This is a genomic window from Streptomyces sp. NPDC005494 (assembly GCF_042872025.1).
In the GTDB taxonomy this organism is placed as follows: Bacteria; Actinomycetota; Actinomycetes; order Streptomycetales; family Streptomycetaceae; genus Streptomyces.
On record NZ_JBIAJR010000010.1, the window covers coordinates 1 to 19607 of the forward strand.

A 19607-nucleotide genomic window follows, 5' to 3' on the forward strand; every position below is an offset into this window, starting at 1 on the left:
TACTGCAGGGGGGACCCTGTGGGAGAGTAGGACGCCGCCGAACAATTATTCCGGGAAAGCCCCGTGCCCTTGTGGCACGGGGCTTTTCTGCGTTCTGAGCGTCTAGTGTCGAACCATGCGCTACGAACTGGTCATCTTCGACAACGACGGCGTGCTCGTCGACAGTGAGCCGATCTCCAACACCATCCTGGCCGGCTACCTCACGGAGCTCGGTCACCCCACCTCGTACGACGAGTCGCTCCGCGACTACATGGGGGCAGCCATCCACCGGGTCCACGACCTGGTGGAGGAGCGGACAGGCCAGAAGCTGCCCGCGGACTTCGACGAGGAGCTGCACAGGCGGACCCTCGGAGCGTTCCAGCAGGAGCAGCTGGCCGTCGTGGACGGGGTCGAGGAACTGCTCGGTGAGCTGGTCGCCGACGGGGTGGCGTACTGCGTCGCCTCGTCCGGAAGCCACCAGAAGATCGCGGCCGGACACCGCAACGCCGGCCTCGACCAGTGGTTCGAGGAGGAGTGGATCTTCAGCTCGGAGGACGTGGGGAGAGGGAAGCCGGCCCCGGACCTGTTCCTCCACGCCGCCGAACGGATGGGCGTCGCCCCCGAGCGGTGTGTCGTGATCGAGGACAGCCCGCTCGGCGTCGAAGCGGCCCGGGCCGCCGGGATGGACGTGTACGGCTTCACCTCGATGATGCCGGCGGACCGGCTCGTCGGGGTCACCGCGCACTTCTCCGACATGTCGCAGCTCCCCAAACTTCTCGCCTGACCGATCTACCCAGCGGTAGATCCGGGCTCTACGCTCGCGGCCATGACGGATGCGCGGCTGCGGTACGGCAGAGCTTCTCTCGCCCTCAGCTTCCTGGTGCAGGGGGTGACCTTCGCTCTGCTCGTGACGCGCATCCCGGCCATCCAGGACCGGTACGGGATATCCGACGGGCTGCTGCCCGTCTTCCTGGCCGCGGTGCCCGTCCTGGCAGGAGTCGCCAGTGTGGCCACCGAGAAGGTGGTCACGCGGGTACGGCCCGGTGTCGTGCTCCGGTGGGCGCAGCCCGTCGTGATGCTGGCCCTGCTCGCGGTGGGGGCCGGCAGCGAGGTGTGGCAGGTGGCTGTCGCGCTCGGTGCCTTCGGCCTGGCGGTAGGCGCACTGGACGCCTCGATGAACATGATGGGCGTCAGCCTGCAGCGCGCGTACGGGCGCAGCATCATGCTGGGCTTCCACGCCGCGTACAGCCTGGGTGGGATCGCCGGGGCGTCGATGGCCTGGGCCGGGGCGCACTGGGACCTTTCGCTGCTGGTGTCCTATCTGCCGGCGGTGGTCGTCCTGCTGCCCGCGGCGCTGGTCGGGAGCCGTTGGTACGCGGAGGGGAAGGCCGTCGGCGGGAGTCCGGTGGCCGAGCCGGGCCAGGGCGCGTCCGTGCCGTTCAGGATGCTGCTGCCGCTCTGCCTGGTGATGGCGTTCGCGTACATAGGGGACTCGACGGTCTCCAACTGGAGCGCGAAGTATCTGCAGGACGTGCTGGGCGGGTCCGAGCAGCTGGCGACCGTCCCGTACAACGTCTACATGGTGACCACGCTGCTCGGGCGGGCCGTCGGTGACCTCGGGGTGCGGCGGTTCGGGGCGGTGGCCGTGGTGCGGGGCGGGAGTGTGCTGGCGGCCGTGGGGTTCGCGGTGGTGGCGGTCGCGCCGGGGGCCTGGTGGGGGATGCTCGGTTTCACGCTGCTGGGGCTGGGGCTCTGTGTGATCGTGCCGCAGACCTTCGCGGCCGCGGGCCGGATGTTCCCCAGGGCGAGCGACGCGGCGGTGGCCCGGCTGAACGTCTTCAACTACGTGGGCTTCCTGGTGGGGTCCCCGCTCGTGGGGGCGCTCGGGGACGCGTGGAGTTACCGCGGAGCCATGCTCGTGCCCATGGTGCTGGTCCTCGCGACGCTCGTGTATGCCCGGTCGTTCGGTGCGGAGCCCGCCCGATACGGTGTCGGGCATGAGCGGGCGCGCGCGGCTGATGTGGGATGAGGCAGTAACGGGATACGACTTCGGGTCCAGCCATCCCATGGACCCGGTGAGACTCGCCCTGACGATGGGGCTGGTGCGGGCGTTCGGGCTGGACGGCGAGGTGGACGTCCGGTCGGCGAAGCCCGCCGGGGACTCCACGCTGAGGCTGGTGCACCGCGAGGACTACGTGGCCGCCGTGCGGGCCGCGTCCGCCGACCCCGGCTACGCCGATCAGGCGTACGGGCTCGGGACCGTCGACGACCCCGCCTTCGCCGGGATGCACGAGGCGTCCGCGCTCATCGCGGGACTCTCGGTGGGGGCCGCGGAGGCGGTGTGGCGCGGGGAGAGTGCGCACGCCGTGAACTTCACCGGTGGGCTGCACCACGCGATGCCCGGAGCCGCCTCGGGCTTCTGTGTGTACAACGACCCGGCGCTCGCCATCGCCCGGCTGCTGGAGCTGGGCGCGGAGCGGGTGGCGTACGTCGACGTGGACGTCCACCACGGGGACGGGGTCCAGGCGGCGTTCTGGGAGGATCCCCGGGTGCTGACGGTGTCGCTGCACGAGCACCCGCGCACCTTGTTCCCGCAGACCGGCTGGCCCGAGGAGACCGGTGCCGGTGCGGGCGAGGGCGGTGCGGTGAACGTGGCGCTGCCCGCGGGGACGGGGGACGCGGGCTGGCTGCGGGCGTTCCACGCGGTGGTGCCCGAGCTCCTGGCGGACTTCCGGCCGCAGGTGCTCGTGACCCAGCACGGTGCCGACACGCACTTCGAGGATCCGCTGGCCCATCTCGCGGTGTCGCTGGACGCGCAGCGCGCGGTGATGACGGCCTGTCACGAGCTGGCCCACTCCTGTACGGAGGAGGGGCGCTGGGTGGCGCTCGGTGGGGGCGGCTACGCGGTGGTGGACGTCGTGCCGAGGTCCTGGACCCATCTCGTCGGGATCGCCGCGCACGCCCCCGTGGACCCGGAGTCGGTGATCCCGTCGTCGTGGCGGGACGAGGTCTACGCCCGTACGCGGCAGTTGGGGCCGGCGCGGATGACGGACGGCCGTACACCGTCGTGGAAGCCGTGGGAGGACGGCTACGACCCGGCCGACCGGCTGGACCAGGCCGTGCTGGCGACGAGGCGGTCCGCGTTCCCGCTGCGGGGACTGCTCACCTGAGTTGGTTTACGCCAACGGTGGTGCCCTCGCCGGTTTCCCGCCCGGGGAAGTCCCCGGTACGGGAGCATCGGGAGGGTGTTGAGCACCGGAGCGCTGCGCGCTCATCTGCTGGCGGCCCGTCTGGCCGGGCCCGTGGCCACGCCCCGCGAGACCAGTCTGCGGAGTTATCGGCTCTTCGCGGCGAGAGACCCCCGGGTCCTGCTCGGACTCGATCCGGAACGGGCGTGGGGGGAGCGTGACCTGCTGCGGTTGATGGCCGACAAGTGCGGGGTCTCGGCCGATCCTGAGCATGTGTCAGGCCCGGACGTGATCGATCCCGAGCGGACGCTGGCGGCGCTCGACGCGTTCGCCCGGCGCCTCGCGTGGGCTGCGGAGAGGCGCGCTCCTGTGCTGTTGGGGACCGGGCACCCGCACAGGCTGCTGGGGTTCTACGCCGGGCTGGCAGACGCTTTGTCGGCGGCCGGGTGCGCGGTGCTCACCCCTGCGCAGGGGCGATGTGTCGACATAACGACCCGGTTCGGCGTACGCACGTACAACCTCGACTACGTACAGGGCGTCGCGCTGGTGCGCGAACCGGGCGTGCGGGTCCCCGGTGGTGCCACCGGCGCACACACCCATTCGCCGCTGCCGGTTCGGGCCGTGCTGGAGGGTGTCGTGGAGAGCGGCGGAGTGCTGCCGGAGCTCGTGGTGGGGGACCACGGCTGGGTCTGCGGGGCAGGTCAGCTGGGCATCGAGGCCATCGGGCTGGCGGACACGGATGACCCCGCGCTGTTCGTGGGGGAGGCGGAGGGACGGGTGTCCGTGGCCGTTCCGCTTGATGACGCCGTGCGGTCCGACCACTACCGCCCTCTTGCTCGGTATGTACTCAATCGGGCGCGTCTGTCACAGTAGGCGCCCGATCGGCTCACCTCTTCCCCACTCGCACCACCCGCCCCTAATCTGGGGAGTGAGCGCACAGCGACGAAGAGTCACCGGAGGGGAAGCCGGTGCGCGTCTCGTGCGGAAGGTACAGGTGGGTCATGGCTGCTGGCAGCGAGAGGCCTCTCAACGAGGTCAAGTTTCTGACCGTGGCGGAAGTCGCCTCGGTCATGAGGGTGTCGAAGATGACGGTGTACCGCCTGGTACACAGCGGTCATCTGCCGGCGATCAGGGTGGGAAGGTCCTTCCGGGTCCCGGAGCAAGCGGTTCACGAGTATCTCCGAGAGTCCTTCGTGGGGGTGGAGTCAGCCTGAGGTTGCCCTCGGATTACGTCCCTCACGCGGTGGCGGGTAGGCTAGGCCGACGTAGGTCGTGTGGGCCCAGACGCCCCGCACCAGTGAAGAAGAAGTGAGCGAGGGTAGTCGTGGGCTCTGTTATCAAGAAGCGGCGCAAGCGGATGGCCAAGAAGAAGCACCGCAAGCTGCTCAAGCGCACGCGCGTTCAGCGTCGCAACAAGAAGTAAGCGAACGCAGTTCGTGAGTCCGAGGCCTTCCCGCCGTTCCGGTGGGAGGGCCTCGGTGCGTTTCCGGGGCCGGTTCTCCGGGCCCGTGCCAAGAGGTCATGAGGTGTGCGTTCGGTGGTATTCCCGCCATCGGTTCGGTAAAGCCCGCCTGGGGTCATCACAGGGCAACATCCACCGACTACCGTGACGGCAGGGGAAGACCCCGTTCGGTGATCGATCGACGGAAGGCGCTGATCTTGGGGAAGATCGTGCTCGTCACAGGCGCGGCCCGGCAGCTCGGAGGCCGCTTCGTGCGGCGTGTCCAGCGCGATCCCGCGGTGGAACGGGTGATCGCCGTGGACGCGGTGGCGCCCGGTCATCAGCTGGGTGACGCCGAATTCGTCCTGGCGGACATCCGGCAGTCGGCGATCACCAGGGTCCTCGCCGAGCACTCCGTGGACACGGTCGTCCATCTGGACGTCTCGGCGAAGCCGAGCGGCGCGGGCGGCCGGACGACGGTCAAGGAGACCAACGTCATCGGCACGATGCAGCTGCTCGGTGCCTGCCAGAAGTCCCCGACGGTGCAGCGGCTCGTGGTCAAGTCCAGCACGAACGTGTACGGCTCGGCCCCTCGTGACCCCGCGGTCTTCACCGAGACGACGACGCCGAAGGCCCTGCCCAGCGGCGGTTTCGCCAAGGACGCGGTCGAGGTCGAGGGGTACGTACGCGGATTCGCGCGCCGCAGGCCGGACGTGGCCGTGTGCGTGCTGAGGTTCGCCAACATCCTGGGCCCGTCACCGGACTCGCCGCTGGCCGACTACCTGGCGCTGCCGGTCCTGCCGACGGTCCTGGGCTACGACCCCCGGCTGCAGTTCGTCCACGAGGACGACGTCGTCGACGTACTGGAGATCGCCGCCCGCGAGCCCCGGCGTGGCACGCTGAACAGCGGCACGTTCAACATCGCCGGCGACGGGGTGCTGCTGCTCTCCCAATGTGCGCGGAGGCTGGGGCGGCCGACCGTGCCGGTGCTGCTGCCGGCCGTCACCTGGGTGGGTTCGGCGCTCCGCACGATCGGCATGACCGACTTCTCGCCGGAGCAGATCCGGCTGCTCACCCACGGCCGGGTGGTCTCGACGGTGCAGATGCGCGAGACCCTGGGGTTCCGGCCGAAGTTCACCACCGCCCAGACGTTCGCGGAGTTCGCGCGGAGCCGGGGTCCGGGGCTGCTGCCTCCCGAGCGGGTGAGCAGGGCGGTCGGCAGACTGGCCGAGCTGCCGCTCGGCGTGGAGCGGACCGGTACGACACATTCGACGCACGGCGCCAGGTAGAGGAGCGCGACCGACGATGGCGGACGCCAAGGTCATTCCCTTCGACGACGACCGTTCGCGCGCAGGCGCGGGGCGGCGCAGAGGTGTGCTGCCCGGCGCCGGCCGGGTCCAGACGCCCTCGGGAGCCGGCCCGGCGCCCGTGAGCGCCCTGCCGGGCGGTCAGGTGCCGGACGGGACGGCCGAGGACCCCTCACCCGGGCTCCAGGGCGGCCAGGAGGGCCAGGAGGGCCAGGAGGCCGCGAGGAGCAGCTGGGACCGGCGCGTCGCGGGCGGGCTCGCGTTCCTGCGGCGGCGGCTCACGGGCGACTACGAGGTCGACGAGTTCGGCTACGACGAGGAGCTGACCGACCAGGTCCTCATGTCGGTGCTGAGGCCGCTCGCCGACAAGTACTTCCGGGTCGAGGTGAAGGGCATCGAGAACATCCCGTCCGACGGCGGGGCCCTCGTCGTGGCCAACCACTCCGGGACGCTTCCGCTGGACGGGCTGATGCTCCAGGTCGCGGTGCACGACAACCACCCGGCGGACCGGCATCTGCGGCTGCTCGCGGCCGATCTGGTGTTCATGCTCCCGGTGGTCAACGAGCTGGCCAGGAAGGCCGGTCACACGCTGGCGTGCGCCGAGGACGCGGAGCGCCTGCTGCTGGCCGGTGAGGTCGTGGGAGTGATGCCGGAGGGCTTCAAGGGCCTCGGGAAGCCGTTCGGCGAGAGGTACAAGCTGCAGCGCTTCGGGCGGGGCGGCTTCGTGTCGACGGCGTTGCGGGCGGGGGTGCCGATCGTGCCGTGCTCGATCGTGGGCGCCGAGGAGATCTACCCGATGATCGGCAACTCCAGGACGCTGGCGCGGATCCTGGGGGTGCCGTACTTCCCGGTCACGCCGACGTTCCCCTGGCTCGGGCCGCTGGGTGTGCTGCCGCTGCCGACGAAGTGGACCATCCAGTTCGGGGAGCCGATCCCCACGGACGGTTATCCGCCGGAGGCGGCCGAGGACCCGATGCTCATGTTCAACCTGACGGACCAGGTGCGGGAGCAGATCCAGCACACGCTCTACAAGCTGCTGGTGCAGCGCCGGTCGGTCTTCTTCTGACGGCGTGGGCGAGGACGCGGCGGCACGGGTGAGGGGCGGCCCCGCACCGGGCCGCCCCTCGCGTACGCGCGTACTTACTCCTCGATGTCCTCGCCCTCGATGCCCAGGCCGGGCAGCAGGCCCGGGAGCAGCGGCGGCAGGGTGACGTCGGGTGCCGGGGACGAGCCCGACGTGCCACTCGGGGACGACGGGGTGGTGCCGTCCGTCGGGATGTCGTCCAGCAGACCGTCCGAACCGCCGAGCAGGCCGTCGGGGGAACTGCTGCCGGAGGCGGAGGGCTTGGGCGCGGAGCTGGTGGACGCGCTGCCCTCGGGGGCCGTGGAGGCCGACGGCGTGGTGCGGCCGGGGGCCGAGAAGCCGTCTTCGTCCTGCGGGGAGCGGGACGTGGGTGTGTCCCGCCCGGTGCCCGGCGTGCGGGGCAGCAGGGACTTCAGGGGGGCGACTTCCTGGTCCATGGCGTCGAAGACGGAGCTGACCTTCTCGCCGACGTCGGCGAGCTGGACGGGCAGCCGGTCGCGGAGGCTGCTCCAGGTCGCGCGGTGGGAGCGCGAGAAGGAGTCCAGTGTCTGGATGGGGCCGAGGGAGCCGTCGCGCTGGTAGGCGCTGTGGAGCAGGCGGTGGCCCTCGGTGGCGTCGTGCGTCATGCCGTTCAGCGTGCGCCTGACCTCGCCGATCGACTCGTGGTCGAGCTCGCCCGAGCGGGCGCGCTCCATCAGCCGACGGGCCTCGCCGAGGCGGGTCGACGCGTGGTCGAGGTAGGCCTCGCCCCGGGCGGCGTCGCCGTCGGCCATGGTGAGGCTGATGTCCTCCATGCCGCGCTTGAGCGGGTAGAGGGAGTCACCCGGCAGGGCGTCGGAACTGGCGGCGGCCACACCGCCGAATGCTCCCGCGGCCACACCGACCGTGAGCCCGCCCGCGGTGAGGCCCTTCGCCCAGCGGGAGCGTGGGCGCAGCCTCCGGATCGGGGAGGCGCGGTGCGCTCCCCTGCTCCGCTGTTCGGGCACCGTAGGGCCCGTGGACGCACCGCCTTCGGCGAACATGGTCTCCATGGCCGCGAGGAGCTGAGCTCGCTGCACCACTTTGACCTCGGGATCGAATTCCGGCTCGGGTAGCGCACCGAGGCCGTTCGCCAGGGCCAACAGCTCTCCGTGGTCGGCCGGTTGGGCCGGTTCCTCGGGCTGTACGGCCGCCGCACCCTGGGGGGACTGCTCCTCCAGGGCCTGGGCGAAGGCGTTCGCCCGCCGGTGTGCCGAAACGTTTGCGATCACTGGCGGCACCTCCTCTCGTCATGACGGTCGACTCCCCTGAGGGTTCGGAAGGTTGCCCACCGGAGACGTTTCCACACGATCGAGCGAGTGGAAACGGTCAGGTGTGGCGACAGGGGGCCTGCATCCGGCACAACGAGTGGCGCGGCAGTTGGGTTACGGACGAAAGATGATCCGATCGGTGTGTCACGAACACGTCACGGATGGTGACGTCAGCGGGCGTCGTCGGGCAGAAGTCGTGCGAGTGTCCGCACGGCTCGGTACTGCAAGGTTTTGATCGCGCCCTCGTTCTTCCCCATGACGCGGGCGGTCTCGGCGACCGAGAGGCCCTGGAGGAACCGGAGGGTGACGCACTCCTGCTGTTGCGGGTTGAGGCGGCGTACGGCTTGCAGCAGAGCGGCGTTGGAGAGGGACTCCAGGACGGAGTCCTCCGGGCTCCGCGCGACCTCGTTGGCGTCGAGCATTTCGCCGGTGGTCACTTCCAGTCGGAACCGACTGGATTTGAAGTGGTCGGCGACCAGATTCCGAGCGATCGTGACCAGCCAGGCACCGAAGTCGCGGCCCTGCCAGGTGAAGGTGGAGATGCGGCGGAGTGCGCGCAGGAACGTCTCGCTGGTGAGGTCCTCCGCTGTCGCCTTGCCTCCCACGCGGTAGTAGATGTACCGGTACACGGTGTCGCTGTACTGGTCGTACAGGCGGCCGAAGGCCTCGGCCTCACCGGCCTGCGCGCGCTCGACGAGATCCATCATGCGCGCGCTGTCGCTGTCGGCCGTGGGCCGGCGGACGGGAGCCGACGACGCGGCGGTCGCGGCACCGCGGGCGCTGCGTCTTCCGACGGCCGCGCTGCGTTCGGCCAGCGCATAGCAAGGGCCGGCAGGTACAGGGGTGGCGAATTGGGGGACGGCGTACGCGGTGGGGACGAAGCCGCGCAAGTGGTCGAGGACCGTTGCGCGCAGCGTAGCCAGGCCCGAGGTGTCAACCCCGACGTGTGGGTACACGGGACTCCCAGAGGCAGAGCTTCCATCACGTGCAGTTCGAAAACCATCACTCGTGGTAGCGAGTGGCGGGCTCCTTGTGCGTCTGAGGAGAATAACGCTTCGTACAGGCCGGGCTACACCCAGTTGCTCAAATCATCGATTACGTCGCTTCCGTAACCTCTAAGTGACGGTTCGGGCGACACATCGTGACCGGTTATTGATCGAATCGCTTCGGGATCTGCCTGCGGCGACGACGGGTTGTGGTCGGCCGCACGCAACGCGACTGGCCGGAGCGATGGGGGTGCGCACTCGCCAACGGCTCCCGATTGGCCGTACGACTCCGGGCGCGCCGCGCGGCTCCTCGCCCCCCGGGGCCTTGGCCGACGGGTGCGGGGGCGCCAGGAAGCGCGGGAGGGCGCGCGGGAGGTGGGGTGGATTCAGCGGCGGCGGCGGTGGAGCGCCACGGCGGCGGCGGTGCCACCGGCCAGGGCGCCGACGCCCGCGGCGGCCGGGATGCCGACCTTCGCCGCCTTGCGGCCGGTGCGGTAGTCGCGCAGCCGCCAGTCCCGTGCGCGGGCGTACTTGCGCAGCTTGGTGTCCGGGTTGATCGCGTACGGGTGGCCGACCAGGGACAGCATCGGGATGTCGTTGTGCGAGTCGCTGTACGCGGCGCAGCGCTCCAGGTCGAGGCCCTCGGCCGACGCGAGCGCGCGGACCGCCTCGGCCTTCGCGGGCCCGTGCAGGGGCTCGCCGACCAGCCGGCCGGTGTAGACGCCGTCGACGGATTCGGCGACCGTGCCCAGGGCGCCGGTGAGTCCCAGGCGGCGCGCGATGATCGTGGCGGTCTCCACCGGGGCCGCGGTGACCAGCCAGACCTTCTGTCCCGCGTCGAGATGCGCCTGGGCGAGGGCGCGGGTGCCGGGCCAGATGCGGTCGGCCATGTACTCGTCGTAGATCTCCTCGCCGATGGACATCAGCTCGGAGACGCGGTGGCCCTTGACGATGGACAGGGCGCTGTCGCGGGCGTCCTGCATGTGTTCGGGGTCCTCGACGCCGGCCAGCCTGAACCAGGCCTGCTGCCAGGCGAACCGGGTGAGTTCGCGGCGCTGGAAGAACTTCCGCTTGTACAGGCCCCGGCCGAAGTGGAAGATCGCGGCGCCCTGCATGACGGTGTTGTCGAGGTCGAAGAAGGCGGCCGCCCGCTCGTCCCCGGCCACCGGGAAGGCGGGTTCCCGCTCCTCCTCGAGGGCGGCGGGAACATCCTCGGGCCCGGCGGCGAGTGCCGACTTCCGCGCTGCCTCGGCTGCGGCCTCGCCTGCGAGCACGCTGCGTGCCGTGGCGGGGCGCCTGCGGGGTGTGAGCCATCCAAGAGCGGCCATGTCGTGAGCATAGCCATTCTGTTCTGCAGTTCCCGACCCGGCGGGATGCGGCGGTGTGAACTCTCCGGGGCCGGGGTGTTAATCGGGTGAAGCGGCGTCCTCCCGGGGGCTCTGCGGAGGGGCGGCCGAGGCGCAGAATGAGGGTATGAGTCCTCTGCTGCGCCGAACGAAGAAGAAGCCCGCGGACCGGGTGGTGACCCTCGTGGGAAAGCCCGGGTGTCACCTCTGCGACGACGCGCGGCAGGTGGTGAGCGCGGTCTGCGAGGAGACCGGCGCGGCCTGGGTGGAGCGGGACATCACGCGGGACGAGGAGCTGTACAAGGAGTACTGGGAGCAGATCCCGGTGGTTCTGATCGACGGCGAACAGCACACCTTCTGGAAGGTCGACCCGGCGCGGCTGCGCACGGCGCTGGGAACGTGAGGGGGCTCGGTGGGTGAAAAGACGGATACCATCATGGGCGTTTTGAGTGGTCTCGGGGGCATGGACATGAGGAGTGTGTACCGTCTTGCCCCCTTCGGGCCTGCAACGGGCTGATGTCGTCCCTGGTTCCGGGATCGCGCGGGGAATATGCGTGACCCCGGTCACTTTGACCAGACAAAACGGACACAATCTTTGTGCACGCGTTCACAAAGACATAGCCTGCTGTCGACGGGGCGGTCATAGGACATACGGCCGCCTGCAGCCCCGCTCATCCCGCAGGAGCACCGTGGCAACTGGCCGAACTCACCGACCGGCGACCCGTAGCCGAGGAATTCCCGAGGCCACCGTCGCCCGGCTTCCGCTGTATCTCCGCGCACTGACGGCGCTCTCCGAGCGCTCGGTTCCCACGGTCTCGTCCGAGGAACTCGCCGCGGCGGCGGGGGTCAACTCCGCCAAGCTGCGCAAGGACTTCAGCTATCTGGGGTCCTACGGCACGCGTGGTGTCGGGTACGACGTCGAGTACCTCGTCTACCAGATCTCCCGTGAGCTCGGGCTCACCCAGGACTGGCCCGTCGCGATCGTCGGCATCGGTAACCTCGGCGCCGCGCTCGCCAACTACGGCGGGTTCGCCTCCCGTGGCTTCCGGGTCGCCGCGCTGATCGACGCCGACCCCTCCATGGCGGGTACGCCCGTGGCCGGGATCGCCGTCCAGCACACCGATGACCTGGACCGGATCATCAGCGAGAACGGTGTGTCCATCGGCGTCATCACCACCCCGCCCGGCGCGGCCCAGCAGGTCTGCGACCGGCTCGTCGCGGCCGGTGTGACCTCCATCCTGAACTTCGCGCCGACGGTGCTCTCCGTGCCCGACGGTGTCGACGTGCGCAAGGTCGATCTCTCGATCGAGCTGCAGATCCTCGCCTTCCACGAGCAGCGCAAGGCCGGCGAGGAGGCCGCCGCCGACGGCAGGGCCGTCGTCGAGGCCGACGAGGAAGAGGCGCCGCCGATGCGCGCCACCCCCGCCGGCCGGAAGGGACCTGACGGGGACATGCCCGCCGTGATGCCGGCATGAGCCTTCTCGTCGTAGGACTGAGCCACCGCAGCGCCCCCGTCTCCGTCCTGGAGCGGGCGTCGCTGGCTGCCGAGGCCCAGGTCAAGCTGCTCCAGGACACCCTCGCCGCGGAGCCCGCGACCGAGGCCGCCGTCCTGGCCACCTGCAACCGCATCGAGCTGTACGCGGACGTGGACAAGTTCCACGCGGGTGTCGCCGAGCTGTCCACCCTTCTCGCGCAGCACAGCGGCGTGGGTCTGGACGAGCTCACTCCTTATCTTTATGTGCACTACGAGGACCGCGCCGTCCACCACCTCTTCTCGGTGGCGTGCGGGCTGGACTCGATGGTCGTGGGCGAGGGCCAGATCCTCGGCCAGATCAAGGACGCGCTCGCGCGGGGCCAGGAGCTCCACACCGCGGGCCGCCTCCTGAACGACCTCTTCCAGCAGGCCCTGCGGGTCGGTAAGCGTGCCCACAGCGAGACGGGGATCGATCGCGCCGGGCAGTCGCTCGTCACGTTCGGTCTGGAGCAGCTCGCGGACGGCACCGAGGTCACCGAGTGGGCGGCCGGCAAGCGCGCCCTGGTGATAGGGGCGGGCTCGATGTCCTCGCTCGCCGCGGCCACCCTGGCCCGCGCGGGCGTCGAGGAGATCGTCGTCGCCAACCGGACCCGGGCCCGTGCCGACCGGCTCGTGGAGATCCTCGGCCAGGCCGGGGTTCCGGCCGCCCGTGCCGTGGAGATGGCCGAGGTCCCGGACGAACTGACACGTGCCGACGTGGTCGTCTCGTGTACCGGGGCGACGGGTCTCGTCCTGACGGCCGCGGCCGTCGCCGAAGCGCTCGGAGCCGCGTACGACAGCGCGGCCCAGGCCCCCGAGGCCCCGGCCGCGCCGGCCGCCGACGAGCTGGACCAGCACGCCGCCTGGGTGGAGAACGGTTCCGCCGCCGCGCAGGACCGGGCAGTGCGCCCGGTGCCGCCGCGCCCGGCCGCCGCAGGCCCCGTCCGGCTGTACCTGCTGGACCTCGCGATGCCGCGCGACATCGACGGAGCGGCCCACCGCGTCGCCGGTGTGCGCCTCGTCGACATCGAGTCGCTCGCCGAGGCGTCCGCGGACGCCCCGATGGCCGCCGATGTGGACCAGGTGCGCACCATGGTGGCCGAGGAGGTCGCGGCCTTCGGGGCCGCCCAGCGCGCCGCCCACATCACCCCGACCGTCGTCGCCCTGCGCACCATGGCCGCCGATGTGGTGGCCGGCGAGATCGCGCGGCTCGACGGGCGACTCCCCGACCTGGACGAGAAGCAGCGCGCCGAGATCACGCAGACCGTGCGCCGCGTCGTCGACAAGCTCCTGCACGCGCCCACCGTGCGGGTCAAGCAGCTCGCGAGCGAGCCCGGCGGCGCCGGGTACGCCGATGCGCTGCGTGAACTCTTCGACCTCGACCCGCAGACGGTGGCCGCCGTCTCACGGGCAGACCTGAACGACCCGAATAGAGGGCGGTCATGACCGACAACTCACCCCTGGGCGGGGAGACCACCACACCCCTCCGGCTAGGCACCCGGCGCAGCAAGCTCGCCATGGCGCAGTCCGGCATGGTCGCTGATGCGGTCCGTGAGGTGACCGGGCGTGCCGTCGAGCTCGTCGAGATCACCACGTACGGAGACATCTCCCGGGAGCACCTGGCGCAGATCGGCGGGACCGGCGTGTTCGTCGCGGCCCTGCGCGAGGCGCTGCTGAGCGGTGAGGTGGACTTCGCCGTCCACTCGCTCAAGGACCTGCCGACCACGCAGCCGGAGGGACTCGTCCTGGCCGCGGTGCCGGTGCGCGAGGATCCGCGCGACGCGCTGGTGGCGAGGGACGGGCTGACCTTCGAGCAGCTGCCGCCCGGTGCCCGCATCGGCACGGGTTCACCGCGCCGCATGGCGCAGCTCAACGCGTACGCCCGCTCGCACGGCCTCGAGATAGAGACCGTCGCCATCCGCGGCAACGTCGATACGCGTATCGGATTTGTACGAAGCGGGGAGCTGGACGCGGTGGTTCTCGCCGCCGCCGGGCTCAGCCGCCTCGGACGCACGGACGAGGTCACCGGCTTCCTGCCGGTCGACACCGTCCTGCCCGCTCCCGGCCAGGGAGCACTGGCGATCGAATGCGCTGAAAGCAGCGCGGACCTTGCCGCAGCTCTCGCCGAGCTCGACGACCCGTACACCCGGGTCGCCGTGACCGCCGAGCGCGCCCTGCTCAACGCCCTGGAGGCCGGCTGTTCCGCACCTGTGGGTGCGCTGGCCGATCTCCTGGCCGACGGGCAGATTGTCAACGAACTGCGCCTGCGCGGTGTCGTCGGTTCCACCGACGGCACTTCCCTGGTGCAGCTGTCCATCACCGGTCCCGTCCCCACGTCGCACGACGACGCGGCGGCCCTCGGTCGCGAGCTCGCGGCCGAGATGCTCGCCAAGGGTGCGGCCGGTCTTATGGGGGAGCGAGCACTTTGAGCCCCACCGGCCCTGTCGTATCCGACTTCCCTGTCCTGTCCTCAGGGCATGTCACCTTCCTCGGCGCCGGTCCCGGCGACCCGGGGCTGCTGACACTCCGCGCCGTCGAGGCGCTTGCGAGCGCGGACGTCCTTGTCGCGGAACCCGAGGTTCTCGACGTCGTCCGCTGCCATGCGCGGGCAGGGGTAAGCACGCCTGAGCTGGCGGTTGTTGACATGGCGTCAACGCCCGCCGGAGTACCCGTTCTCAGGGACGCCGCCAATCTTGTCATGGAGGCAGCGAAGGGCGGCAGGCGGGTCGTCCGTGCCGTCACCGGGGACCCCGGTCTGGACGGCAACACGGGCGCCGAGATGCTGGCCTGCGCCGCCGCGGGCGTGCCTTTCGAGGTCGTGCCCGGCATCGCGAACGCCGTCGGCGTGCCCGCGTACGCCGGTGTGCCGCTGCGCGACGCGCAGGGGGCGGACGTGCGGTTCGTCGACGCGCGCACCGCTTCGGACCGCTGCTGGTCCGAGGTCGGGGCGAGTGACGCGACGGCCGTGGTGTCGGCGTCGCTCGACTCGGTGGCCGCTGCGGCCGGCGAGCTGGTCTCGGCGGGCCGCAAGCCCGACACCCCGCTCACCGTCACGCTCGCGGGGACGACGACCCGCCAGCGCACCTGGACGGCGACGCTCGGGACGATCGCCCAGGTCCTGAAGCAGGCGAAGGTCCTCCCCTCGCCCGAGGGGCACCTGCCCGTCATAGCCGTGGTCGGGGAGCGCAGCTCCGCCGCCCAGCGCGACCAGCTCGCGTGGTTCGAGTCCAAGCCGCTGTTCGGCTGGAAGGTGCTCGTGCCGCGTACGAAGGAGCAGGCGGCGTCGCTCTCCGACCAACTGCGTTCCTACGGTGCCGTGCCGCACGAGGTCCCGACGATCGCCGTCGAGCCGCCGCGTACGCCCCAGCAGATGGAGCGGGCGGTCAAGGGCCTGGTCACCGGGCGGTACGAGTGGATCGCGTTCACCTCGGTGAACGCGGTGAAGGCCGTACGGGAGAAGTTCGAGGAGTACGGGCTGGACGCCCGTGCCTTCGCCGGGATCAAGGTCGCGGCCGTCGGCGAGCAGACCGCCGCCGCGCTCGTCGACTTCGGTGTGAAGCCGGACCTGGTGCCCTCGGGTGAGCAGTCGGCCGCGGGTCTGCTGGAGGACTGGCCGCCGTACGACCCGGTCTTCGACCCGATCGACCGGGTGTTCCTGCCGCGCGCCGACATCGCCACGGAGACGCTGGTGGCCGGGCTCATCGAGCTGGGCTGGGAGGTCGACGACGTCACCGCCTACCGCACGGTGCGCGCTTCGCCGCCGCCGGCGGACACCCGTGAGGCGATCAAGGGCGGCGGCTTCGACGCGGTGCTCTTCACGTCGTCCTCGACCGTCCGCAACCTGGTCGGTATCGCGGGCAAGCCGCACAACGTGACCGTGATCGCGTGCATCGGTCCCGCGACGGCGAAGACGGCGGAGGAGCACGGCCTGCGGGTCGACGTCCTCTCCCCGGAGCCGTCGGTCCACAAGCTGGCGCAGGCGTTGGCGGACTTCGGCGCGCAGCGCCGGGACGCGGCCAAGGAGGCCGGTGACCCGGTGACCCGGCCGAGCGAGCGGCGCCCGGGCGCGCGGCGTCGCAGGTCGACGACCTGATCCGGCGGGCAGCGGATTCGTGGGCCCGGTCGCTTCCTCGGGGGAAGCGGCCGGGCCCTTCGCGTACCCGCGCGCGGGCGGTCCCGGGGCTCTCCGGCCTCAGACCGGCTTGCGCCACACGGAGATGTGTCCGCCGGAGTCCTGCGTGAACGGTGTCCCCTCCCAGTCGGCGACCCGGCGTTCCAGCTGGAGCCCGGCGATCCTCGCCATGAGGTCGAGTTCCGCCGGCCAGGCGTACCGCTGGCGGCAGCTGCCACGGCGGTAGCGGCCGTCTTCCTCGCGGGTGAAGTGGTGCGAGACGAGGAGCTGGCCGACCAGGTCGAAGGTGTCGAAGCCGAGGTGCCGCTCGGATACGTCGAACGGAACCGCGGTCTGCGTCGGGGGCAGGAGCCGCAGCGGTGGCACACCGAGCTCGACGACGAACCGGCCGCCGGGTTCCAGGTGGCGCGCGGCGTTGCGGAAGCACTCGACCTGCTCGTCCTGGGTGAGCAGGTTCGAGATGGTGTTGTAGACGACGTAGACCAGCGAGAACGTGCCGGGGACGACGGTGGTGGCCATGTCCCCGACGGTGACCGGGAGCCGGTCCTCGTCGATCTTGCGTCGTAGTACGGCTGCCATGTGCTCGGAGAGTTCGATGCCGGTCACGGGTACGCCGCGTTCACGGAGCGGGATGCCGACGCGGCCGGTCCCGATGGCGAACTCCAGGGCCCGCCCGTCGCCGGCGAGTTCGGAGAGGAAGTCGAGTGTCGGTCCGAGAAAGGCGGCGGTGGATCTCGGCGCCTCTTCGGTGTCGTAGCGGTCGGCGGTCGCGTGGTCCCACAGTTCGCTGCTCGTCACGGGCGGGCACTCTGCCGGGTTCCCGGGGTTCTGTCGACGTGATTTCCGTCCGGTGCCGTGTCAGGGCGGTCGGGTCCGGCCTTGTTTTTCCGGCTGGGCTGTCGGTAAACCGGTGATGTGTGCGGGTCTAGGCTCGAAGGATGACCGACTACGGAAACTTCCCCGGCTCGCGGCCCCGCCGGCTGCGGACGACCCCCGTCATGCGGCGCATGGTCGCCGAGACCCGGCTCGACCCTGCGAACCTGATCCTGCCCGCGTTCGTGCGCGAGGGCATCGACGCCCCGGTCGCGATCTCGGCCATGCCGGGTGTCCAGCAGCACACCCTGGACACGCTGCGGAAGGCCGCCGTCGACGCCGTCGCGGCGGGTGTCTCGGGGATCATGCTCTTCGGCGTCCCGCTGGACGAGAAGAAGGACGCCCGGGGCACGGCGGGGACCGACCCGGACGGCATCCTCCAGGTCGGCCTGCGGGCGGTGCGGGAAGAGGTCGGCGACGACCTGGTGATCATGTCCGACCTCTGTCTGGACGAGTACACCGACCACGGCCACTGCGGGGTGCTGACCGAGGACGGCCGCGTCGACAACGACGCCACGCTGGAGCGGTACGCCGAGATGGCCCAGGTCCAGGCGGACGCGGGTGCGCACGTGGTGGGCCCCAGCGGCATGATGGACGGCCAGGTCGGAGTGATCCGCGACGCGCTGGACCAGACGGGCCACGAGGACGTGTCGATCCTCGCCTACACCGCGAAGTACTCCTCGGCCTTCTACGGTCCGTTCCGCGAGGCGGTCGGCTCCTCGCTCCAGGGCGACCGCAAGACCTACCAGCAGGACCCGGCGAACATCCGGGAGTCGCTGCGCGAGCTGGCGCTGGACCTGGAGGAGGGCGCCGACATGGTCATGGTCAAGCCCGCCGGGCCCTACCTGGACATCCTCGCCAAGGTCGCCGACGCCGTGGACGTGCCGGTCGCGGCGTACCAGATCAGCGGTGAGTACGCCATGATCGAGGCCGCCGCCGAGAAGGGCTGGATCGACCGGGACGCGGCGATCCTGGAGAGCCTGACGGGCATCCGGCGCGCGGGTGCGCGGATGATCCTGACGTACTGGGCGACGGAGGTCGCGCAGAAGCTCGGGCGCTGACGGCCCGGCACGGAGTCTCGGAGGCGGGTCACGACAGGTCGTGGCCCGCTTCCGGCTGTCACGGACGCGGCGGCGTGAACCCGGTGCTCGAAGCTCGGACTCCGAGCGCCGGGATTCGGGGGCCGAGCTTCGGGAGGGGTGTGTTCACCCTCCCGGGGGACGTTTCCGGTGGCGCGGGCCCGATGCTTGAGCTTCGGGACCCGGGCGGCGAGATGCGGGCTTCGGGATTCGAGCGCCTTCTTTACCCGGTAGGGAGAAGAAGGTTCGGGTAAACCTCCCCTACCTCCCCGCCCCGTCACGGCCAGCAAGTATGACTAATCGTGACCGACTTGCAGCGGAGCGTGGCGACTGCTTACGGTGCGGAAACAGAACGACCCCGACGCGGTGCTGACAACACCAGGCCGGGGTCTCACCGCAAGATCGAAAGAGCGATCCCGTGGCTATCCAGCACCTTAGCTCCGCCCCGAGCGCCCCCGCCTCCTCGCGCCCGTACCCGATGGCCAGTCCCGGCTACGGCAAGCGATCCGCGCCGGACCAACAGCCGCGCTGCGCCGATGACTTCATGCTGCTGCCGCTGCGGGAGCGGAACATCGCCGGGTTCATCGACCAGCTTCCCGAGGGCGCGGCGATGGACGTCAAGGGGCTGGCCAAGCAACTGCCGCTCTACGGGCAGCAGGCGGTCGGCTCGGCCCTCAAAGCCCTGTCCGTCGCCGGGTATCTGCGCCGTGTGCGCTGCCTGGTGACCGGTGAGGGCGGACAAGTGCGCTGGGTCTTCCGCACGTTCTGGTCCCGAACGGCCCGCGACAACGAGTGGTGGGGCGCGCTGATGGCTGCCGAGGTCCAGCGGGCGGCCGCGCCCGAGCCTGTGGCGGTCGTTGCCCCTGTTGCCCCTGCCGCAGCCCCGGTCGTGCCCGAGCAGAGGGCGCAGGAACCGGAGCCGGTCACAGAAGGGCACTCACCCGCTTACGCGGCCTTGGCGCAGCTCGGCCGCGTTGATGCCCGGCTGGCGCTCTCCGCCGCCGACTGCGCGGTCCTGGAGCCGCTGGCCGCCGAGTGGTTCACGCGCGGAGTGGACGCCGACTACCTCGTCCGGGCCCTCGTCGCCGGGCTCCCCGCCGGGGTCGACTCACCGGTCGGCCTCGTCCGCCGCCGCCTCACGGACAAGATCCCGCCCCAGGTGCCCACCGCGCCGGTGTCGCCCGCGCCCGGTACGCCGGTCCGACGGGTGATGATGGAGTGCACCAAGTGCGGTGTGCCCGGCCGCGCGGAGGCCCTTCCCGATGGCCTCTGCCGCGCCTGTCGGGAGCCGGACGAGGGGGCACCGGAGGTCCCCGTCGAACTGCCCGCCGAACGGGACGTGCGTACCTACGTCGCTGAGCTTCGCGGCCTGCTCAAGGCCCCCTGAACG

The 19607-nt window shown here is 70.9% G+C and carries 19 protein-coding genes; 15 read left to right on the plus strand and 4 right to left on the minus strand.

What is annotated here, in order from left to right:
* The first annotated feature begins 115 nt into the window (after positions 1 to 115).
* The 8 genes from ACFYQ6_RS26315 to ACFYQ6_RS26350 all read left to right on the plus strand — a co-directional run bounded on the left by ACFYQ6_RS26315 (position 116) and on the right by ACFYQ6_RS26350 (position 6981).
* Positions 116 to 763, plus strand: a complete 648-nt coding sequence (locus tag ACFYQ6_RS26315; RefSeq protein ID WP_361586499.1) for an HAD family hydrolase — start codon at positions 116 to 118, stop codon at positions 761 to 763.
* Positions 764 to 805: 42 nt separating this feature from the next.
* Complete coding sequence (locus tag ACFYQ6_RS26320; protein WP_361586496.1) at positions 806 to 2008, plus strand: MFS transporter; 1203 nt, start codon at positions 806 to 808, stop codon at positions 2006 to 2008.
* Positions 1977 to 3149: an acetoin utilization protein AcuC gene (locus tag ACFYQ6_RS26325; protein WP_361586493.1), complete on the plus strand. Its 1173-nt coding sequence runs from the start codon at positions 1977 to 1979 to the stop codon at positions 3147 to 3149. The genes ACFYQ6_RS26320 and ACFYQ6_RS26325 overlap by 32 nt, the downstream gene beginning before the upstream one ends.
* A gap of 75 nt (positions 3150 to 3224) precedes the next feature.
* A complete protein-coding gene (locus ACFYQ6_RS26330; RefSeq protein WP_388765211.1) occupies positions 3225 to 4040 on the plus strand; it encodes a phosphatase in 816 nt (271 codons plus the stop codon).
* Positions 4041 to 4168: 128 nt separating this feature from the next.
* Positions 4169 to 4381: a helix-turn-helix domain-containing protein gene (locus tag ACFYQ6_RS26335; protein WP_014046653.1), complete on the plus strand. Its 213-nt coding sequence runs from the start codon at positions 4169 to 4171 to the stop codon at positions 4379 to 4381.
* Positions 4382 to 4491: 110 nt separating this feature from the next.
* Positions 4492 to 4590 (plus strand): 30S ribosomal protein bS22, encoded by a 99-nt coding sequence (locus tag ACFYQ6_RS26340; protein WP_003948845.1) that lies wholly within the window; start codon positions 4492 to 4494, stop codon positions 4588 to 4590.
* Positions 4591 to 4826: 236 nt separating this feature from the next.
* Positions 4827 to 5897, plus strand: a complete 1071-nt coding sequence (locus ACFYQ6_RS26345; RefSeq protein WP_361586502.1) for an NAD-dependent epimerase/dehydratase family protein — start codon at positions 4827 to 4829, stop codon at positions 5895 to 5897.
* 16 nt (positions 5898 to 5913) lie between these two features.
* A complete protein-coding gene (locus tag ACFYQ6_RS26350) occupies positions 5914 to 6981 on the plus strand; it encodes a lysophospholipid acyltransferase family protein (protein WP_361586489.1) in 1068 nt (355 codons plus the stop codon).
* Between the two features lie 74 nt (positions 6982 to 7055).
* Here ACFYQ6_RS26350 and ACFYQ6_RS26355 read toward each other — a convergent pair whose 3' ends face one another.
* The 3 genes from ACFYQ6_RS26355 to ACFYQ6_RS26365 form a co-directional block, all read right to left on the minus strand.
* Positions 7056 to 8249, minus strand: coding sequence for a DUF5667 domain-containing protein (locus tag ACFYQ6_RS26355; protein ID WP_361586486.1), 1194 nt, complete (start codon positions 8247 to 8249; stop codon positions 7056 to 7058).
* Between the two features lie 209 nt (positions 8250 to 8458).
* Positions 8459 to 9244 carry an ECF subfamily RNA polymerase sigma factor, BldN family gene (locus ACFYQ6_RS26360; RefSeq protein WP_361586484.1) on the minus strand — a complete coding sequence of 262 codons (786 nt, stop codon included), beginning with the start codon at positions 9242 to 9244 and terminating at the stop codon, positions 8459 to 8461.
* A 416-nt stretch (positions 9245 to 9660) separates the two neighbouring features.
* Positions 9661 to 10602, minus strand: coding sequence for an HAD-IB family hydrolase (locus tag ACFYQ6_RS26365; protein ID WP_356746247.1), 942 nt, complete (start codon positions 10600 to 10602; stop codon positions 9661 to 9663).
* 145 nt (positions 10603 to 10747) lie between these two features.
* Between ACFYQ6_RS26365 and ACFYQ6_RS26370 the strand changes: the two genes are divergently transcribed.
* The 5 genes from ACFYQ6_RS26370 to ACFYQ6_RS26390 all read left to right on the plus strand — a co-directional run bounded on the left by ACFYQ6_RS26370 (position 10748) and on the right by ACFYQ6_RS26390 (position 16226).
* Positions 10748 to 11023, plus strand: coding sequence for a glutaredoxin family protein (locus ACFYQ6_RS26370; protein WP_361586481.1), 276 nt, complete (start codon positions 10748 to 10750; stop codon positions 11021 to 11023).
* A gap of 286 nt (positions 11024 to 11309) precedes the next feature.
* Complete coding sequence (locus ACFYQ6_RS26375) at positions 11310 to 12095, plus strand: redox-sensing transcriptional repressor Rex (protein ID WP_361586478.1); 786 nt, start codon at positions 11310 to 11312, stop codon at positions 12093 to 12095.
* Complete coding sequence (locus ACFYQ6_RS26380; protein WP_361586476.1) at positions 12092 to 13579, plus strand: glutamyl-tRNA reductase; 1488 nt, start codon at positions 12092 to 12094, stop codon at positions 13577 to 13579. Before ACFYQ6_RS26375 ends, ACFYQ6_RS26380 begins: the two co-directional genes overlap by 4 nt.
* Complete coding sequence (gene hemC / locus ACFYQ6_RS26385) at positions 13576 to 14562, plus strand: hydroxymethylbilane synthase (RefSeq protein ID WP_361586473.1); 987 nt, start codon at positions 13576 to 13578, stop codon at positions 14560 to 14562. Before ACFYQ6_RS26380 ends, hemC begins: the two co-directional genes overlap by 4 nt.
* Complete coding sequence (locus tag ACFYQ6_RS26390; protein ID WP_361586470.1) at positions 14559 to 16226, plus strand: bifunctional uroporphyrinogen-III C-methyltransferase/uroporphyrinogen-III synthase; 1668 nt, start codon at positions 14559 to 14561, stop codon at positions 16224 to 16226. The genes hemC and ACFYQ6_RS26390 overlap by 4 nt, the downstream gene beginning before the upstream one ends.
* A 99-nt stretch (positions 16227 to 16325) precedes the next feature.
* Here ACFYQ6_RS26390 and ACFYQ6_RS26395 read toward each other — a convergent pair whose 3' ends face one another.
* Entirely contained in the window at positions 16326 to 17063 is a 738-nt protein-coding gene (locus ACFYQ6_RS26395; protein ID WP_361586468.1) for a class I SAM-dependent methyltransferase, read from the minus strand.
* A 140-nt stretch (positions 17064 to 17203) separates the two neighbouring features.
* Here ACFYQ6_RS26395 and hemB point away from each other — a divergent pair, with 140 nt between their 5' ends.
* Together hemB and ACFYQ6_RS26405 are read left to right on the plus strand one after the other, a co-directional pair.
* Complete coding sequence (gene hemB, locus ACFYQ6_RS26400) at positions 17204 to 18199, plus strand: porphobilinogen synthase (protein ID WP_388765217.1); 996 nt, start codon at positions 17204 to 17206, stop codon at positions 18197 to 18199.
* A 436-nt stretch (positions 18200 to 18635) separates the two neighbouring features.
* Positions 18636 to 19604 (plus strand): MarR family transcriptional regulator, encoded by a 969-nt coding sequence (locus tag ACFYQ6_RS26405; RefSeq protein WP_388765219.1) that lies wholly within the window; start codon positions 18636 to 18638, stop codon positions 19602 to 19604.
* Positions 19605 to 19607: the final 3 nt, after the last annotated feature.

Bases quoted from the DNA above. Each gene is read 5' to 3' on its own strand.
- hemC (WP_361586473.1), top strand. From the start codon at position 13,576: ATGACCGACAACTCACCCCTGGGCGGGGAGACCACCACACCCCTCCGG.
- ACFYQ6_RS26325 (WP_361586493.1), top strand. From the start codon at position 1,977: ATGAGCGGGCGCGCGCGGCTGATGTGGGATGAGGCAGTAACGGGATAC.
- ACFYQ6_RS26365 (WP_356746247.1), bottom strand. From the start codon at position 10,602: ATGGCCGCTCTTGGATGGCTCACACCCCGCAGGCGCCCCGCCACGGCA.
- ACFYQ6_RS26335 (WP_014046653.1), top strand. From the start codon at position 4,169: ATGGCTGCTGGCAGCGAGAGGCCTCTCAACGAGGTCAAGTTTCTGACC.
- ACFYQ6_RS26350 (WP_361586489.1), top strand. From the start codon at position 5,914: ATGGCGGACGCCAAGGTCATTCCCTTCGACGACGACCGTTCGCGCGCA.
- hemB (WP_388765217.1), top strand. From the start codon at position 17,204: ATGACCGACTACGGAAACTTCCCCGGCTCGCGGCCCCGCCGGCTGCGG.
- ACFYQ6_RS26320 (WP_361586496.1), top strand. From the start codon at position 806: ATGACGGATGCGCGGCTGCGGTACGGCAGAGCTTCTCTCGCCCTCAGC.
- ACFYQ6_RS26370 (WP_361586481.1), top strand. From the start codon at position 10,748: ATGAGTCCTCTGCTGCGCCGAACGAAGAAGAAGCCCGCGGACCGGGTG.
- ACFYQ6_RS26315 (WP_361586499.1), top strand. From the start codon at position 116: ATGCGCTACGAACTGGTCATCTTCGACAACGACGGCGTGCTCGTCGAC.
- ACFYQ6_RS26380 (WP_361586476.1), top strand. From the start codon at position 12,092: ATGAGCCTTCTCGTCGTAGGACTGAGCCACCGCAGCGCCCCCGTCTCC.